General features: G+C 34.8%; 12 protein-coding genes. 10 read left to right on the plus strand and 2 right to left on the minus strand.

What is annotated here, in order from left to right; genetic code table 11:
- Positions 1 to 137: 137 nt before the first annotated feature.
- The 10 genes from rlmD (at position 138) to QFZ78_RS26545 (ending at position 15446) form a co-directional block, all read left to right on the plus strand.
- Complete coding sequence (gene rlmD / locus QFZ78_RS26500) at positions 138 to 1568, plus strand: 23S rRNA (uracil(1939)-C(5))-methyltransferase RlmD (protein ID WP_307552025.1); 1431 nt, start codon at positions 138 to 140, stop codon at positions 1566 to 1568.
- Between the two features lie 448 nt (positions 1569 to 2016).
- Complete coding sequence (locus tag QFZ78_RS26505) at positions 2017 to 2262, plus strand: hypothetical protein (protein ID WP_307552027.1); 246 nt, start codon at positions 2017 to 2019, stop codon at positions 2260 to 2262.
- 601 nt (positions 2263 to 2863) lie between these two features.
- A complete protein-coding gene (locus QFZ78_RS26510; RefSeq protein WP_307552029.1) occupies positions 2864 to 4354 on the plus strand; it encodes an AAA family ATPase in 1491 nt (496 codons plus the stop codon).
- Between the two features lies 1 nt (position 4355).
- Entirely contained in the window at positions 4356 to 5426 is a 1071-nt protein-coding gene (locus QFZ78_RS26515) for an HNH endonuclease (protein WP_307552030.1), read from the plus strand.
- Between the two features lie 949 nt (positions 5427 to 6375).
- On the plus strand, positions 6376 to 7284 hold the full coding sequence (locus tag QFZ78_RS26520; RefSeq protein WP_307552035.1) for a tyrosine-type recombinase/integrase: 909 nt from the start codon (positions 6376 to 6378) through the stop codon (positions 7282 to 7284).
- Positions 7285 to 7589: 305 nt separating this feature from the next.
- Complete coding sequence (locus QFZ78_RS26525) at positions 7590 to 8918, plus strand: DNA cytosine methyltransferase (protein ID WP_307552037.1); 1329 nt, start codon at positions 7590 to 7592, stop codon at positions 8916 to 8918.
- A gap of 39 nt (positions 8919 to 8957) precedes the next feature.
- Positions 8958 to 10604, plus strand: a complete 1647-nt coding sequence (locus tag QFZ78_RS26530; protein WP_307552039.1) for an ATP-binding protein — start codon at positions 8958 to 8960, stop codon at positions 10602 to 10604.
- 5 nt (positions 10605 to 10609) lie between these two features.
- Positions 10610 to 12760, plus strand: a complete 2151-nt coding sequence (locus QFZ78_RS26535; RefSeq protein WP_307552041.1) for a Z1 domain-containing protein — start codon at positions 10610 to 10612, stop codon at positions 12758 to 12760.
- Between the two features lie 23 nt (positions 12761 to 12783).
- Positions 12784 to 13740: a PD-(D/E)XK motif protein gene (locus QFZ78_RS26540; RefSeq protein ID WP_307552042.1), complete on the plus strand. Its 957-nt coding sequence runs from the start codon at positions 12784 to 12786 to the stop codon at positions 13738 to 13740.
- 179 nt (positions 13741 to 13919) lie between these two features.
- Complete coding sequence (locus tag QFZ78_RS26545; protein ID WP_307552043.1) at positions 13920 to 15446, plus strand: esterase/lipase family protein; 1527 nt, start codon at positions 13920 to 13922, stop codon at positions 15444 to 15446.
- Positions 15447 to 15883: 437 nt separating this feature from the next.
- On the opposite strand, the gene QFZ78_RS26550 is transcribed toward QFZ78_RS26545, so the two are convergent.
- A complete protein-coding gene (locus QFZ78_RS26550; protein WP_307552044.1) occupies positions 15884 to 16177 on the minus strand; it encodes a hypothetical protein in 294 nt (97 codons plus the stop codon).
- Between the two features lie 546 nt (positions 16178 to 16723).
- Positions 16724 to 18238, minus strand: a complete 1515-nt coding sequence (locus tag QFZ78_RS26555) for an SIR2 family protein (RefSeq protein ID WP_307552045.1) — start codon at positions 18236 to 18238, stop codon at positions 16724 to 16726.
- Positions 18239 to 18483 lie beyond the last annotated feature (245 nt).

Raw genomic sequence — 18483 nt, forward strand, 5'->3', positions numbered from 1 at the left:
AACATAGAGGAACTGGGGATTTTGGGAAGACGGCGAAGTCTGGGAATTCCGTAAGGGCTGGGAAGTCAGGGAGTTCTGGAAAGATAGGGAATTCTGGAAAGATAGGGAATTCCGTCGCGAAGGCGGCTCCGGCTTGGATGGCGGATCTGCCGGTGCAGATCGGGCAGCAATATGAGGCTGAGATCATTGGGATCAGCCATGATGGCGAAGGGGTGGGCCGTGTGAACGGCTTTACCCTTTTTGTCGCTGGTGCGCTGCCAGGTGAGCGTGCTCTTGTGCGGGTGGGGCATTTGAAGAAGCAGTATGGTTATGCTGCGCTTGTGGAAGTGCTGGAAGTGAGTCCGGATCGGGTTGTTCCGGATTGTGGGATATATGAGGAATGCGGCGGCTGTCAGCTGCAGCACCTTAGTTATGAGGCACAGCTTCGCGTGAAGCGCCAGCAGGTGGTGGATAATTTGCAGCGGATTGGGAAGTTGCAGGTTGCGGGTGAGCCGGCAATAGGTCATCTTGATGCTGGTGCTTCAGATGAAGGGATTATTGTTCATCCTACGCTGGGGATGACCGATCCGTGGCGGTATCGGAACAAGGCGCAGGTTCCTTTTGGGGAAGAGCAGGGCGGACTCATCGGTGGATTCTATGCGCAGGGAAGCCATCGCATCATCAATATGGATGAGTGTTTGATCCAACATGAGTCGAACGACGAAGTCGTTGCTCGTGTGAAAGAGATCGGCGCACGGCTCGGTATTCGCGCTTATAATGAAGAGCGTAATGACGGTCTGCTTCGCCACGTCGTCGTCAAAGTCGGCTTCCGCACGGGAGAGATCATGGTCGTGCTGGTTACGAATGGCGCTGAGATTCCTCGCGTCGCCGAGTGGGTTGCGGGCATTCGGGCTGCACTGCCCGGCGTGAAGAGCATTTGCCATAACATTAATGTGAAACAGACCAATGTTATTTTTGGGGATGAGACTCGCGTCCTGTGGGGCAGCGAGGTTATCTATGACTATATCGGCGATGTGAAATTTGCAATTTCCGCGCGATCTTTCTATCAAGTGAACCCCGTGCAGACGGAAGTCTTGTACGGTAAGGCCTTGGAGTACGCCGCGCTGTCTGGCGGCGAGACGGTGGTCGATGCCTACTGCGGCATCGGAACGATTTCCCTGTTCCTCGCCCAGAAGGCGGGACAGGTGTATGGGGTCGAGATCGTCGAGGAGGCGATCGCGGATGCACGGAAGAATGCCGAGTTAAACGGCATGACGAACGTGCACTTCGAGGCAGGCCCTGCGGAAGTGGTCCTCCCCGAGTGGACACGTCAGGGCGTTCGGCCCGACGTGATCGTGGTGGACCCGCCGCGCAAGGGCTGCGACCCAGCGCTGCTGGCGACAATCCTCGAGCTGCAGCCGCGGCGCGTCGTGTACGTGTCGTGCAGCGCATCGACACTTGCGCGCGACTTGCGCGTGCTCGTCGATGGCGGTTACGGCGTCGTCGAGGCGCAGCCGGTGGATATGTTTCCGCATACCGTGCACGTAGAATCGATAGCTTTGTTGGTAAGAGATGGTACAGAAGGCTGAGATTGCAGTGGTGAAGCGGGTTTGGGGAGTAATACAGGTAGTATGGAAATGTGAAACAGAGGTAAGAAAATAACAGAGTTGGCTGATTGTTGACGAAATCAATAGATTATTAGTAGACAGCACCTGATATACGGGTGTTTGTTTTTTTTAGCTAGGTATCTTGATAGAAAAATAAAGGGATATTTTTCACATATACTCTTGGACTTGAAATTTGGGAAATGGCGTAATGGCACGCGGAAAAAACGAAAGCCCTTATGTTAAGCGTGTGGAGACAGGATATTCACTATTATTAAAAACTAATAAAGTAGTGATTGAGTTATCAGTGACTACTTGTTTACAGAGGAATTTGTAAAAATATGTAGTATTATTAAATAAGATAATTCAGCTTAACATGTTTAAAAAGGAGAAGATAATTGAAAAAAGTTTTTTAGATAATTAAAGTATCTTGTTGAATAACATTAACTTTAAAATCAAAAATCTTGAAAGTGAACTTGATGCTTTAACAGATGTAATTCCAGGAGGAGTAGAAATTGATTGGCACAGTAGACAAGTTATAGATACTTATTTTATAGCTGCTTCCGAAGAAGAATACAAAGAAATTAAAGAAGATATCATCGCATTTGTGGAGTTATTAATAGAACTTTATCTGAAGAATATGTTAACATTTATGTATTTATTGAGACAAGTACATTGAAATTAATTAAAGATCTTAACTTAGAGGTGGTTTTAATCCAAGCAAAAAGAAGTGAAAATAGGAAGAAGAAATATTCGGATTTCCGATATGTGATTAAAGTTAAAACGACAACATTAATAAATTCGATCAAGAAGAATTGAAGATTATTAAATTAGTCGACAATGAGCTTCGAAAAACTCGTAATGTTATTGTTCACGAGTTTTATAAAGATAAAAAGAAAGATATCATAGATGAATTATTACCTAATAATATGAATGTTGATAGGAAAATTAGAAACACATATGATTATTTGATTAAAAACAAAAAAATAGTATATAAAATTGCAGAAATGTACATTTATATTATCACAAATATTCCAAATAATGGTACTTATATCGAGATGACATCGAAATAAGGAAGAGCTTACGATAAATGTGTAGTGACTAATAGGAACTATAAAATAAAATGTGTATTCTTTTAGATGGAAAAATGGAAAATTAAAAATAAGGTGTTCCTTCAATAACTAATGCTGTTAAATAATGCGTGTAACAATTAATCTATAGTAGCAAATGTTACGGTTACTTTAAGCAATAATTGAGATCTTAAAAGCGAGGAGTCTTTAATGTTTATAGAAGAGATAAAAGTTGAAAAGTACAAGAAGCTAAATAATTTTGTACTTAAATTTAATAAGATCGATAATGAGGATTTTAACTTGTCTGTATTAATTGGTGAAAATGGGACATCAAAGACAACAATTTTACAATTAATTGTAAACATTTTATCAAGATCTAGAGAAAAAGATAAAATGATAAATTCTTTTATTAAATATAAAATCAATGACAATTCGTATACATTGACTAATTACAACGTACCCGAACAATTACCTAGTAAATTGATAATATCGTCCTTTACACCTGTCGAGAAGATTTACAATCAAGCTAAGCTTTCGAAGGCTGCCATATGTCCTGTTTTTTATTCTCAGATGGGCGTGAGTAAATTAAAAGATATAATCGTGAAATATGTCACTGAGAGTACTCGAGAAAGTAAAAATCTAGGTAATATCGTAAGATATATTGGTTATAACCCTAACCAATTGTACCTTGAGTTTAATGAGGGAGTAGATAGCTCATCTCTAGATACATTTCTAAGGAGATTATATTCTGGCAAATATGATGATATTTCAGAGAGTATCCTTAGAAATTTAGACCTTAACATTGATCCATGGAATTTAGTTTTTGAATATGAAAATGTGTTAAGAGATTATGGCAGATTACGGAGAACTATATCTCACTACTTTGAAAAACTTGATGTGATCAATGACCACAATCATCGCTCACGGTTATCGAAAATTGAAATTGAACGCATATATATTGAGTATTTATATGCAAATTTAAAAATGAAGTCATTTTCTAACAGGTTCTCTAATAGCATGACAACTTATTATAAAGGTGGCGATCAAAGGCTTGTTTCACTTTTTGACTTAAACAGTTATTTTACTGGAAAAGATGGATTTGAAAACGACTTACATTTTCTGGAGAAATTAGATAGATATGCAATTAATGATTTATGGTTTATGTCAGATGGTACAACTGATTTCGTTCCTTTATCTTTATGGAGTTCTGGTGAATTAAGTTTATTTCTAAGACTTTCAGAAATAAGTGATTCAATTTCTGAGAACTCCCTACTTTTAATCGATGAACCAGAAACTCATCTGCATCCTAAATGGATTAAAAGTTATATTTCAATACTGAAGAGTATTATTAGAGTGAATTGTCATGTGATAATTGCTACTCATGCTCCGCTAATAGTTTCAGACATTCCTAAAGAAAATATAATTTTATTAAAAAAAGAAGGACATTTAATAAACCAAAATCAAATTGAAGAAGAAACAGTTGGCCTAGAATATGAGGATATTCTAAAGAAGATATTTGACGTTGACGAGAAAAATGGTACCGTTCTGGAAACATACGAACAAAAAATTGTTAGATGTTTGGAAGAAAATGATCTAGATTCCGCTATAAAATTATATGATCAACTAGGGAATAGTCCTACAAAATATGAATTGTTTCTAAAAATCAAAAAATATTACGAACAGAGAAAGAGTAGAGAGTAATATGTATAGGGTTACAGAGAATACTGATTTTCTAAAGCCATACCATGGCTTTATGTGTGATATTTTAAAGGCAATGAGAAAATCATTTAGAGAGAATGTGAATTATACAAAGGATGAATTAGCTACCAATCTAACACAGATTAATCCAAACGTTAAAAGCTTCATCAACAGAGGTAATTTCCTTCAAAAAATTTATAAGCTAAAAGATTGTCCTATTAATTTGTGCAAAGAATATGGGAAGTTTGCCAGCAGATATAAATCTCTGCTTAACGGAAAGTGGAAGGGAAAGAGTGAATTACTTGGTGAGTCACATACTGAATTCAAAGATATCTTTATATCTTTTTATGAAGAATTGCTGGGTTATAAAACTTTTAATATAGCTTTATTTCAAACATCAAGTTCCTTGGCGGAGTTTAGAGCTATGATGTCCCTTAATAAAGTTTGCCCGTATTGTGATTTGACTAAAACAAGAAAAGATTTAGTATCCGTTGACCATTTTCTCCCAAAGGCACATTTCCCAGTATTATCGATTTACCCAGAGAATTTGATCGTTGCATGCAAGGGATGTAATGAGACTATAAAGGGTGAAAATATTAAGATCCCTATAGCTCACCCATATTATGAAGAGATATCAAATTACATAACATTTATTATTGATGAAACCGATTTTATGAAATATAAGGTTGAAATAAAGATAAATGAAGGAATTCCAAAACTATTAAAGAACAAGATTACTAATTTTATAGAACTGTTTAAACTTAAAGAAAGATATGAAGAAAACATAACGGCAGAGTTACGAAAGTTTAGAAATGATGTTCGAAAGCAAGCATTGGCTGAGTTAAATGGAGTTTCTCATTTCCAACATATTACCAGAGAAGATATTAAAGTTTGTACGGAGAAATATTTTCGAGAGGCCATTATTGATAATAATACTTTTAAGCGAGCAATTGACGGCACTAAAATTAAAAATGATTATCTTAATCAGATTGTTAATGCAAACGATTATCAAGGTGACATTGAATACTTGGAATCACACATTCACGGGTTGAGTGCAGCATTAAAACATGGCTAGAAAAGAGATTCACCTATTTTCCAATAAGATGAAAAGTCAAGCAATAACGCATGTTTGTTATTATGAGAACGAATTTTCCCTGACACAATAATGTCGGGGTTTTCTTAAATAACTATGTATCTTTGAGGATTAGGAACGGATGGTATCAACGTTATCCTTGACGAAATATGGACCACTTGATGAAGATACATCTCTTCTAGACCTGGTTAGTAACGTGCAGAATAAATTTATTGAATATGTCATTCAAAAAGTTAAAGATAGGTTAAAGTTGAGATTATTATTGAGTAAGTAGAATCCTCACTGGCTCTGGAAAAACCAGATAATCAATAAAAATAACCATGGGTATTTTAAATGAAACCCCGTGGTTATTTTTATTTTCTATAAGATATCCACGTAAAATTGTACTTAAAGAATAACTATTAAAGAAACAATTAATAATTACAAGAGAATATTCAATCCATATAAAGCAATCTCGCCACCAATGGCGGCGAGGGTAATTTAACTCGAATTTTACAAATAATAGTATCCCTGTGTTTTACAAGGATACTATTCGTAATTTACTCTTCGTCAGGTAGAACTTGGTAGTGATAGTGAAGCTCTTTTGCAACATCAATATGTATCTTCCATCGACCACCGGACTTCTTGGCGGGTAACTACCCCTTTCAATACATCCTAAAACGTATGAGTAGCTTACATCTGAATTGTCGGCTACTCTCTGAATAGATAGTAGCTCTGAAAAAAATTGCCATGTTCGATTCCTCCAAGTGTGGTAGTTAAACGAAAGAACTAAATTCTTACATTTTCATCCTCACTATCGTTCGGGTACATAGATAAGTTGCGATAAATACTGAACTAATTAATTATTCGTAGAATTATTATTCTGCGTTGATAATCCATGAAAATGGTAGTATATTAGTCGTAGAACACTTTTTATAAGGGAGCGTTGGCTATGAAACAGATAGACCAGTTCTTCAAATGGTTGCAATATGAAGGAAGGGATGAAAAAACAGTCAAAGCTTATAGAACGATATTAGGACAGTTTATCGAATGGTACATAGGAACAACAGGTCAAGTTAATTTAAGTGATGTTAAACCTGTTACAGTTAAAGAATTTATCTCATATATGAAACACATCAAGAATCGGAAACAGGCTACAGTTAATAAGTCTATAGCCGCCCTAAAAACTTTTTTTGCTTACCTCGTGGACGAAGGAATAACCAAAGATAATCCAATGACTCGAATAAAAATTCAAAAAGTCCAAATAAATGAGACAGTCGGAGAATCAAGCGTAGCTAAATGGCTAACGAAAACAGAGCAGGAGCGTTTTGTAGGCTATGTTGAAATGGAAAATAACAATTTTAAGCGACTTCGGAACATAGCAATTATTAACTTGATGCTTTACTGTGGTCTGAGAGTATCAGAGGTGGAGGATTTAAAAATTGAGGATATAAAGGTTAATGGAAATATTATAATTACAATTAGGGAAGGAAAACAAGGAAAGTATGCTGCTGTAACGCTATTAAATAAACATTCAAAGCACCTTAGACAATGGTTAACATACCGACAATCAATAGGCTATGAGAAATATACTACATCTTCGTATCTGTTTATATCTGAACGATCAGGCAAATTTGGTGCAAGAGGAATACAAGTGATGTTAAAAAAATACGCAGAAATGGCAAACATGAAAGACATAACGCCACATCGATTTAGGCATAGCTTCTGCAAGAATTTAGCAAATGGGGGGGCTAAGATTGAACAGATCAGAAAATTGGCACGACATGAAAGTATTGCAACAACAGCGATTTACATTGACCCTTCCTATTCAGAACAACTGCAAGCATTGAATAACATGTGACATAAAGTCTTTATAAATAGAATTATGAAGCCCTACCTAGTGTCGAATGAAGATATGAAACTTAACTATTATTAACTCCATACCTAATATTTCTTAAAAGAATGTACGCACACTATAAATCCTGCCGTCGATGATGTGCTGATATTTGATCACTTTAATGCATAGCCATTATTAACCAAATCTATTATCCACAATGGGGATGTAATGTAGTAAACTAGTGTTAATATATAGAACGTATGTATCCATTACTCCCAAAATAATAAACATAAAATTCGAGCTACTACGATATGGGGGGTTAAAATATTATGAGATTTATAGATCTATTTGCAGGGCTTGGCGGTTTTCATTTAGCCTTAAACAGTCTTGGACATACATGTGTATTTGCATCAGAACTCGATCCAAAACTTCGGGAACTTTATTATGAAAATTTCAAAATAAGACCACGTGGAGATATAAGGGATATCGGTGCAGCAACCATCCCTGAGCATGATATTCTTTGTGGAGGTTTTCCTTGTCAACCATTTTCAAAAGCTGGTGAACAAAATGGATTTGAAGATGAAAAGTCTGGTGATTTATTTCATCACATACTTAAGGTATTGAAACATCATAATCCAAAGTACTTAATTCTAGAAAATGTACCCAACTTTGCAAAGCATGACGAAGGTAGGACTTGGAGAATAGCAGAAAAACTCCTAAGAGATCTAGAATATGATGTTCAATTGAAAAAATTATCACCTCATAGGTTTGGAATTCCACAAATCCGAGAACGAGTGTTTATTGTTGGTAAAAAGAAAGGGCTTGATGGATTTATATGGCCTGATGAAAAATGGCCAGATCTATTAGTTGATGAAAATGAAATTACTATTAATAAAGTATTAGATCCCAATCCAACGGATGCTAGGCAAGTATCAGATCAAGTAGTAAGATGTATCGAAGTGTGGCAAAATTTTCTAAATCATTTCCCGAAAGAAAGGCAACTTCCATCTTTCCCGATATGGTCTATGGAGTTTGGAGCTACATATCCGTATGAAGAAATAACACCGTGGAAACTAGGGGCAGTTGAACTAAGAAAATATTTAGGGTCACATGGAAAATCATTAGATGGATTAACAGATGAGGAAGTGTTCCAATCGTTACCGTCATATGCTCGGACAGAACAGGACAAATTCCCTGACTGGAAAATAAGGTTTATTAAACAGAATCGTGCTCTCTATGCTGAGAACTTGGAATGGATGAATTCCTGGTTACCTGAAATTTTGCCCTTTCCTTCAAGTTTTCAAAAGTTTGAGTGGAATTGCAAAGGTGCAGAAAGGGATTTGCGTAAATTAGTACTCCAATGTCGTGCATCAGGACTACGAGCTAAGAGACCAACAACTGCTCCATCACTTGTAGCAATGACGGCAACACAAGTGCCAATAATTTCTTGGGAAAACAGGTATATGACTCCTCGTGAATGTGCACGTCTACAAAGTATGGATGAATTAAGACACCTTCCCTTTGCCCCTACCGCAGCATACCAAGCATTAGGCAACGCGGTAAATGTAGAGGTGGTTTCGCTGATAGCAAAGGCGCTTTTAGAAGGGGCAGTTAATAATAGAAAGAATGAAAAAGAACCTACATTATCTGCAATCTAATTGAATAATATAGTTGATAGAATGGAATGGTGAAGTGTAATGATGAAACAAAGACAAAAATTAAATATACGTCCGACTAGTGGAGTTTATGCTACTTATAAGAGATTGAGTTATCAACCATGGTCAGCAATTGCAGAATTTGTTGATAATTCAACTCAAAGCTTTTTTGATCATATTGATCTCTTAAAGAATGTGCCTAGTTTTAATAAGTTAAGGATCGAAATTCATTATGAGGAACATGCTAGCGGCGGGGATGTACTCACTATTAAAGATAATGCATTTGGAATGGAAATAGATGAATTTGAGAGAGCCATAATACTAGATAAACCCCCTGCTAACAAGAGAGGTAGAAATGAATTCGGAATGGGTTTGAAGACAGCTGCATGTTGGTTTGGTTCATATTGGACTGTTGAATCAACGCAATATGGATCAAAGAACCTGTATAAAGCTTCTGTTGACGTTGATAAACTCCAAAATGATAAAGATGAAGAAATTGATGTTGATCTTTATGAAGCAGAGAAAAATGAGCATTATACAGTAATAAAAATTGAGAGGCTTAACCAGAAAATTAGAGGTTCTAGAACCAAAATGAAAGTGAAGGATTTACTTCGTAGTATATATAGAGAAGACTTGAGGAGTGGCCAAATAGAAATTGTTTACAATGGCGAACTGCTAAAGTTTAATGATCCTGAAATATATGAAGAGATAAACGCCGATGGAACAAAAGAGCGATGGATTAGACATATTGAATTTGATATTGAGCATGAAGGAAAGCAACTAGGGATTAGTGGCTTTATTGCAATACGAATACCTGGAAGCGTAAAAGAAGCAGGATTCACTTTAATAAGAAGAGGAAGAGTAATAATTGGCGGACCTGAAAAAAATTACCGTCCTTTTGAACTGTTCGGTGAATCTAACTCTTATGCATATCAGAGGCTATTTGGTGAATTACATATGGATAGCTGGCCTGTCACTCAGGCAAAGGATGATTTTGACTGGCATAACAGTGGTTTAGAGGAGATTTTTATTGAGAAGTTGAAAGAATTCACTAAACCATATAGAGACAAGGCAGAGGTTATACGTGTCAGACCAATTATTGATACAAATCAATTAATATCACAGGCACTAAATGGATTGCAAAACTCAGGTATAATTGAAGATTCTGTAGTTGATGTTGATACATCGGCAGATTATGTAGTAAAAGATAACCCAGCAGAAGATGCAATAAAAGATGGAAATGAAGAGAGTATCGATCAGCAACAATTTCGAAAAACCAAAGAAATAGACCCTCAATCAGATCAACCACAAAATCATTCAAAAGATGCTCTTGAGACAGGAATAATTGTTCAAGGGCCTGTAGTATGGAATACGAGTTTCCAACATAATGGTAAAAGATATGATTTTGTGATTGAACTAGAAACTCAGAATCCTTTATCTCAATGGGTTATAATTTCTTTAGAAAAAAATAATCAGTATCGAATAAATTTAAATATGAAGCATCCTTTTTTCAAACCATACATTGATAAAAGTGATTTTGTTGTATTAATGACAAGATTTGTCGTAGCATTGGCATTAGCTGAAATCGAAGCAAGTTTAGTTAATATAGATGGAAAAATTGAGTCGAGCGCAATAAGATTAAAAATGAATAAAATCTTAGAGGTCATAGCTCAAAATGGAGGATTATAATTAGTATGGAGCCCCTTATTTCTATGGAAATATTGTCTGACAATGAAGTGTGGCCAATAGTTAGCGATGGTTATTTTAGAAATAGAATTTCATCGCTTCTAATTGATAATGACATACCTAAAGATGCTGTTGATTCAATTTTTTTAAATGCTGTAGATATACTTTCGCAGTGTCCTGATCCTAAAAGTAAAAGTTCTAAAGGGAATTCAGGTATTGTAATTGGTAAGGTTCAAAGTGGGAAAACATCTAATTTCATCTCGCTAATGGCATTAGCGCTTGACAATAACTATGACATTATGATTGTTCTTGGCGGCAATAAAATCAATCTTCTAGCACAAAATACTGCTAGAGTTGAACAAAGTTTCGGAGAATCCGACAGATTAGTTGTCTTAGATACAAATCGGAATAAAACTCTTCTCAATCCAGCGACTATAAGAAGATTTCTTGATCGTGGCAGCAAAGTAATTATTATGGGTCTAAAGCATCAGAAGCATATTAACTTTATTGCTGAATTATTTGAAGATAACATTTTAAAGCAAGTACCTACTCTTATCATTGATGATGAAGGAGATCAAGCGTCTTTAAATACACAAGCATTCAGAAATAAAATAAGTCCTGTTTATGGATCGATAATAAAATTGAAAGAAAAGATTTTTCTCCATTGCTTTATATCTGTAACAGCCACTCCCCAGGCCAATATATTAATCGACATAACAGATCTGTTGTCTCCGAGTTTTGGTGTTCTTGTTTATCCAGGTGATAACTATTGTGGGCTATTAACATTCCATGGGGAAGATCAAGATAAGTACATAAAAGAAATACCCGATGAGGAACCCTCTTTACTTGATGATGAATTTCCAAGTACTTTTTTCGAAGCACTTGCTGTGTACTTTGTTGGAGGTTCATTAAGACAATATAGAGGAGATCATTCAGCTCATTCTATGTTAATACATCCTAGTCAAAAAAAGTATGATCATAAGATTGTAATTGAAAAGGTTACCAGCGTTCTTGATGACTGGAGAACAATGGCTTCAATAAAAGTAGAAGGTATTGAAGATATTAATTATCAAGTGTTAAAAAGACATCTCATTAATGCTTGTTCCTTGCTAACAAATGAGGGTGTTAATCTCCCAAAGTTTGAAGATATTGAAATGTTTATTATGAAGAATATATTAGATTGCTCGCCTGTACACTTATACAATAGTGATGAGCCCGCCAACGATAATGATAAATATTACAAATTTAATATTTATGTAGGTGGGAACATGATTGAGCGTGGTATTACGATCAAGGGTCTAGCTGTTACCTATATTACAAGAAGAGCCAAGGGGATCAGTAATGTAGATAATACCGAACAAAGAGCTAGATGGTTTGGATATAAAAAAGAATATTTGGATGTATGTAGGGTTTATACAACCAAAGTAATAAAAAAAGATTTTGAGTCTATCCTTGAACATGATGAAGATCTCTGGGCAACAATTGAAAGAGCTCAAGAAAAAGGAACTCCGTTTAAAGAGATTCCTAGAATATTTAAACTCGCTAACGAAATGTTGAGATTGACTAGAACGAATGTGGCAAGGACAACAAATGGATATCAGTTCTCCGAATGGACTAAGCAAGATAAGTTTCTATCAAATGAATCACAATCGAATTATAACCTTCTTCTTCTGGAAGATTATAAGAATAGTTGGTTAGATAAATTGGAATCAGTTAATCATAATGGTGTTAATAAGCATAAAGTAATCAGGAATATTAATTTCTTTGACTTTAAACGTGATATCTTGGATAAGATTGAATTCCCTAATAATAGTAAAATTAATAGAAAATTCTTTAATACTGTAGAAGAATTGTTCCACAAATGCAACTTTGTTCCTTTAATTGATGTAATGTGGATCAGAGAAGGCGTTGGCGAAACACGGACAATAAATGATGACGAGACAATTACACAGTTATTTCAAGGCCATAATCCAAATAAAAATAGTCCTACTTACTATGCAGGTGATAGTGCAATGGCAAATGGAAGAGATGTAATGCAGTTACAGATACACTATGTTCAGCCTAAGAATAATAATGTGAACCATATCAGCCCAATGATAGCTTTGTTCATTCCAGATGTATATTCTGCAGCTTTGACTGATTTAGTAACAAGAGCATAAAGTAACCGAGGGGTGAAACAGTAATGAGCAGCGAATCCGTCTTGATAAGATTGAATGGGTTGTCTAATGTAGAGTTGGATGCAAAGTATAAATTGTTTACTTATACTGATGATGTTTATTATGGTGTTGATGATGCAGGATGCTATGTTTTTGTTGTATGCTCAGATAATCCTGGCCTGGTTCCTACATTTCAGAAAACGAAAGAGTTAATATTTAGATATAATATAAGATCTCTAATGAATGTAGATGGTGAAAAAAGTGAAAAGGTGGTACATGTATTAACATGTTTAAGTCAAAATACTATAGAGAGAACGGCGTTTATTAGACTAACAGAAGCTTTTATCCCATCATTATCTGGTCAAGGTAATACTAAAGAAATATATCAACTTTTCGCATCGCTCTCCAATTTGTTTTCATCAGAAAAGGAAGTTTCTTTTAAAGAGTTACAGGGTTTATACTGCGAGTTATATGCAATTAAGTTGTTTGCAGTATCGGGGTTAACAATACATAAAGCGTGGCAGAGTAAGGAGAAAATGAGATTTGATTTTTCATTTTCCAATAGTAAAAGAATGGAAATCAAATCCACTCAAAATGAGAATAGAATACATCATTTTAAACATGAACAGTTGTTGTCAGATTTATATGAAATAACAATTATGTCATGTTTACTAAAAAGAGATGACCGAGGTTTGTCTCTTTATGAACTAATAAATTCTGTTAGAGATTTAATAGATTTAAATTACGTATCGCTTTTGATTATTGAAAAAATAATAAAAAATATACCGTTAGATTACTTGAAGCAAATTAAATTTGATGAGGATCATTTAAAACGTAATGTAAAATTCTATTCTGCGAAGGATGTCCCAAGATTTCTAGAACCTCAGCCAGAAGGCGTTTCAAATACGGAGTATAATTCCGATTTAAGTAATGTAACACCAATTGAAATAGAAGATGTTATAAAATGGATTGTTGAGTTGTAACAGATCTTTGTGATGACTGAGATTCCCATGGGGCGAGCCTTGATTGGCTATGCCTCTTATTTTGTGTAACATAAAGAGCTTTAACTTTTAAATACAAATTAAGGAAGTTGCTTTATAATAATAAATGTATTTGATGGCGGGCATAAAGTATTAATTAAGAGTATTTATTGGAGGAGTATATGAAAATTGCATTCTATTCTTCAACTGCATCAGAATTGAAAAAAAGTACTCGTTATTATGAAGAATCAAATTCTGAGGAAATTATTAGACATGAAAAGGTATTTAGTACTATTAAAGAGGAAAAATTCTATACTATTAGTAGGGAACTTCCCTTGAAGGAACTTGAGTCATTGACAAAATTACCAACAATATTGATTGATTTTTTAAAAGAGGCAAAAGCAGCATTTAGGGTAAGACAACTTCCCTTTTTTCTTGTCTCTTTAGAATCTCTACTCGATCAACAAAAGAATAGCTTTAATAAACATGTACAAGAAAAGTTGGGGGATAACGAAACTATTTTTTTCCATTTGTCAAATGATATAGAAGCAATACATGAACTGGATTTAGAGAAAAATGATATGGATAGTGGAAATTATGACGATAGTAATAAGGAAAAGTTTGACTTGCCAAAGGAATTATTTATTGAAGATCAGAAGTTTTCATTGAAGTATATATCTACAGATATAACGAAGATGAAAGATAGAATTAAAAAGATATTTCTTTTTATAAAAGGTATTGGGAAAAAGGTTAAAAGTATAATAGGCCGATATAATCCACGGTATTACGAAATTATTAAAGATGGTGACACGATAAAAGATAGAATTATTAGTATAGATGAAGCACCAAGAGATCTATCAATTGATAAACCGATGGCGTTAATCGTACACGGATTTGCGTCCCATACTGAAGAGAATTTCGAAGCGCTAAAGAAAGCGCTGTGTTCTTCAGGGGAATACCAAAAGGTATTTGGCTTCAGCTATCCACCTAATCGGGAAGGGATTTTAAAAAATGGCGCCGAACTTAGGCGTGTATTACAGCATTCTGGACTATTAAAACCTCAGAAAATTTTAGATATATTTGCACATAGCGAAGGCGGCTTAGTTACAAGGAGCATGATACAATTTGATTTAAATGAAGAGAATGTACAACGCCATAGTATTAGGAATTACGTCAGTGCAGGCTCTCCCCATGCTGGGACACCCATTACTGAATTGGTAGAAGAAGTGTATAGTAGTAGTAAAATTGCATTGTACATTTGTTGTATTTTAAAAGATGTGTACATTGATAGAGAGCTTTTCTTTGACTCAATAAAGAAACTTGAGGAATTATTTACTGATATTTTTAGATTTAAGTTTTCAGCTGGTTTACGAGATATGACAGTTGGTTCCAAATTTCTACAATCTTTGAACACTCCTAACTTGAGGTTAAATATATCTGGGGATGCTTTTTCTATTGGCTATAGGATCGGTAATAATGAAACTATTTTCGACAGGATAAAAAAGAGAACACTTGACTATCTTGTTTTTAAAGGTATTGAACATGATGGAGTTGTACCTTTTTCTAGCTCAAGATACCATTTTACTTCTGATCTTATTACAATTGATAACTCAAGTAACGAAGGATGGCATTCAGATTATTTTGATAGAACTGCTAATGCTAATTATATAGTGAATCAAGTATTGAGAAGAAGTCCTGTGCATTCATGAGAAGAGTTACAGTAACAGTACACATACTTATGAACAACATTTGAGAATATCTAATGGGTTAGTGAACAAATAATTATGAATTAAGGTCAGTAAGCGAATACTGCCAACATCATTTAGCTGTCATTAATAAATATTCCACACATGTGGAGTGTACAGTGAGACTTGAAAGAAAAGATACAGTTCAATAAACTGTACATTAATTACGAGGGGAAGAGGGTTGGATAGATTGTAGTTTATTTTAATCTTTCCACCCTCAAATACTTCGATTGATTGGATAAGCCTCTGAAGGATTTGCTTCAATACCTGCTCATCGCCAATGTTAAGGACTGTGAAGCTTTCAACTTCCTTCTTAAAGGCTTCTTTGCGTTCTTTGAGGTTATTTCCTTGCTCTGAAGCAACAATGAGGTCAGCTTTCTTACTCATCAATTCTTGTTGTTTCAGGGTTCACGTTCGTTCTGATGCTTGAACTGCTCGGTTGTAATAGCCCCTTCAACATGTAGAGTAAGCAATCTATCAAACCGTTTATCCAGTTCAGCTAACTGCTTCTCAATGCGTTTCAGTTCCTTTTGGATGTGAGATTGAAGTGCTACGGCTTTTTCTTCTGCAATTCCGTAGAGATTCTCAATCTTCAACGAATCCTTTATCAATGTTTTCAGGTCATCTTTAACAGCCAGTAGGAGCACCTTCTCCTCAATGATGTGGGAAGAGCAATAAGAGGAAGTGTACTTCACATAGCCGCCAGAGACATATGCACCCTACCGTCTGTCCAGTTTGAATTGGATACTACTTCCACAATCAGGACATCTAACGGGCCACTTCATCAATCGTCATCAACCTGTCGCTTCGGATTATCATGATAACACCCCTTAGATTTGGTCGATAATATTATAAGAAGAAGAATGTCATGGCTTAACAAAGGGTGGGCAAAGATTTTCAACCGCAAATATCTGTAAATAACGCGAGAAAACGAAGATAACATCCTGAGGAAATAAAATGAGGGTATCTAGTGATTCTTTAAATTCAGAAGGGAAAGATATATAAAAAATAGGTAATAGTAATCTACATAATTAAGTTACAGAATAACTAAATTTGAAATATTTACGTGGAGAAAAAACAAGGGTAAACTTTAAAAGGAAAAAGAGTAATTAAGTCATCAGGTACTGAGTGGTTGGTAATAGAGATATTAATATGATGAAACCAAATCAAATAACCCCCTCAGTGGGGGTTATCGTTGCTATAGTAAAAAAGCAAAACAAAGAACTTCATATTATTATAAACTATATTCTAATTTTCTCGAGAATACTAGGTATCTCGTTATAGTCATCAACCCAAATTACGTTTAGTCCCAATTCTTTATAATATTCTTCTTGTAATTTCTGATTGACTGTATCAAACTTTTGAATGTTTCTCAAGTTAATATTGGAATGATTTGAGTCTTTCTTGTGATACAATTCTCTCCTTAAGATAGCATAGTGTTTACAAATATCGCTTTCCTGCTTTCTTGAAGCAATGTCTAGTAATCTCCTTAAATTAGGGTCTGTCAAAGATAACCCAATAAAAAGGCATGTATTCTCTCTGAGATAATTTAGTTGGATTAAATTTGACCAACTATAGGGGTCTAGCATTAAGTTGTGATAACCTTCCTCAGAGAAAACCAACAGACTTTTAGCTAAATTAGTATAATTCTTTCCATCCCTCGGTAAAAAACCATGGACATGGCATACTCCTAATTCATCCTTTGTAGGAATATCCCCCTCTCGAAAAATGGCACGATGACTAATATCATGTTTTTCGAAGTTATACTCTATTAAATCGTCAAAATTATAATTTACTACACCTCGTATGCCAACTCCATTCCTCACTGGTTTACATAATTTGGTGATAGCAGTTAACAATTTGGATTCATTAACACAAGTCTTATATAAAATTTGAGTTAATGTTTCATTAAATAATTCCTGTAGTCCTTTTCGAATATATCGTGCGATAAGTAATGGGGAGTTTCCATTTGAGTCTTTTAGTTCCTGAATAATATAATCTCTTTCATAATCAGATAAATTGATATTAAACTCTTTAAGTTTATTACTTAGTAATGACACCAATAAATCTGATACCAGGTTATCCCACATTGGGATTTTGGCATCCCTTGAAACTCCCGCTCCTAAAAATAAGACTAGTTCATCGTCAAAGAAACAATTTCTAAGATTATCAATAAGTTTATCTCTTTGACTTTCATTGTAATAAGACTCCTCTTTATTGATGCCTTCAAAAACATGATTATTTAATATTAGTTCAGAAATATTTTCTATCGTTTTTGAAACGACATCAGGGTATTTATCAAACATAGATTGAAGATAGTTTGAATCCCATAAATCAATATTTATTTCACTGTCTTTTTCAAGTTGAATAAAAATATTAGATTTTTCTTCTTCAGTAAGTTCTAACGTAGTAATAAATATTAAGTTTTTTATATTCAATTCTGAATATTTAATTGCCTTTATCAGTCTATAGTAAAATTCGTGAAATCTTCTTAGAAACATGCTCTTGTTTCTATAAGCTTTTATCTCAAATACAGTTGCACCTACATAATCATTAATTCCATTCGGTGCATACGCATCAAATTCAAACATGCTTTTTGAAGCAACGCTTTTGAGCATATAGTTTGTTATGAGTTCTTTATTATCATCTTCGCAATATTTGCTTAATACTTTAAAAATTAAAGTTTCAATCATCGCATATGATGAGGAAGGGTTCTTATTATTTAAAAGTTCATCTATTACATTTCTTAATTCCATACAACCCTCCAAGTGTAGGCTTAATACATCTTCTTCCAGTATATAGTATAGTTAAAACGTACAAATATAGCGAGACTATTATTTAAAATTTTTCAGTACTGAGCAAATGCCATTCATTTATATTTGTACTCCCTGTCACCTCAACACATGTGGAGTCCGTTGCGCTGTTAGTTCGGAATGATGTAACAAACAAATAAATCTTTGATATAACAAACAAATTCCTAACAAAATCGCAATACAGCCTT

It is taken from the genome of Paenibacillus sp. V4I5, from assembly GCF_030817255.1.
Lineage (GTDB): Bacteria > Bacillota > Bacilli > Paenibacillales > NBRC-103111 > Paenibacillus_E.

What these genes read in the sequence shown, in the direction of transcription:
- QFZ78_RS26525 (WP_307552037.1), top strand. Translation starts at nt 7,590, where the DNA reads ATGAGATTTATAGATCTATTTGCAGGGCTTGGCGGTTTTCATTTAGCC.
- QFZ78_RS26545 (WP_307552043.1), top strand. Translation starts at nt 13,920, where the DNA reads ATGAAAATTGCATTCTATTCTTCAACTGCATCAGAATTGAAAAAAAGT.
- QFZ78_RS26520 (WP_307552035.1), top strand. Translation starts at nt 6,376, where the DNA reads ATGAAACAGATAGACCAGTTCTTCAAATGGTTGCAATATGAAGGAAGG.
- rlmD (WP_307552025.1), top strand. Translation starts at nt 138, where the DNA reads ATGGCGGATCTGCCGGTGCAGATCGGGCAGCAATATGAGGCTGAGATC.
- QFZ78_RS26535 (WP_307552041.1), top strand. Translation starts at nt 10,610, where the DNA reads ATGGAGCCCCTTATTTCTATGGAAATATTGTCTGACAATGAAGTGTGG.
- QFZ78_RS26510 (WP_307552029.1), top strand. Translation starts at nt 2,864, where the DNA reads ATGTTTATAGAAGAGATAAAAGTTGAAAAGTACAAGAAGCTAAATAAT.
- QFZ78_RS26540 (WP_307552042.1), top strand. Translation starts at nt 12,784, where the DNA reads ATGAGCAGCGAATCCGTCTTGATAAGATTGAATGGGTTGTCTAATGTA.
- QFZ78_RS26530 (WP_307552039.1), top strand. Translation starts at nt 8,958, where the DNA reads ATGATGAAACAAAGACAAAAATTAAATATACGTCCGACTAGTGGAGTT.
- QFZ78_RS26515 (WP_307552030.1), top strand. Translation starts at nt 4,356, where the DNA reads ATGTATAGGGTTACAGAGAATACTGATTTTCTAAAGCCATACCATGGC.
- QFZ78_RS26555 (WP_307552045.1), bottom strand. Translation starts at nt 18,238, where the DNA reads ATGGAATTAAGAAATGTAATAGATGAACTTTTAAATAATAAGAACCCT.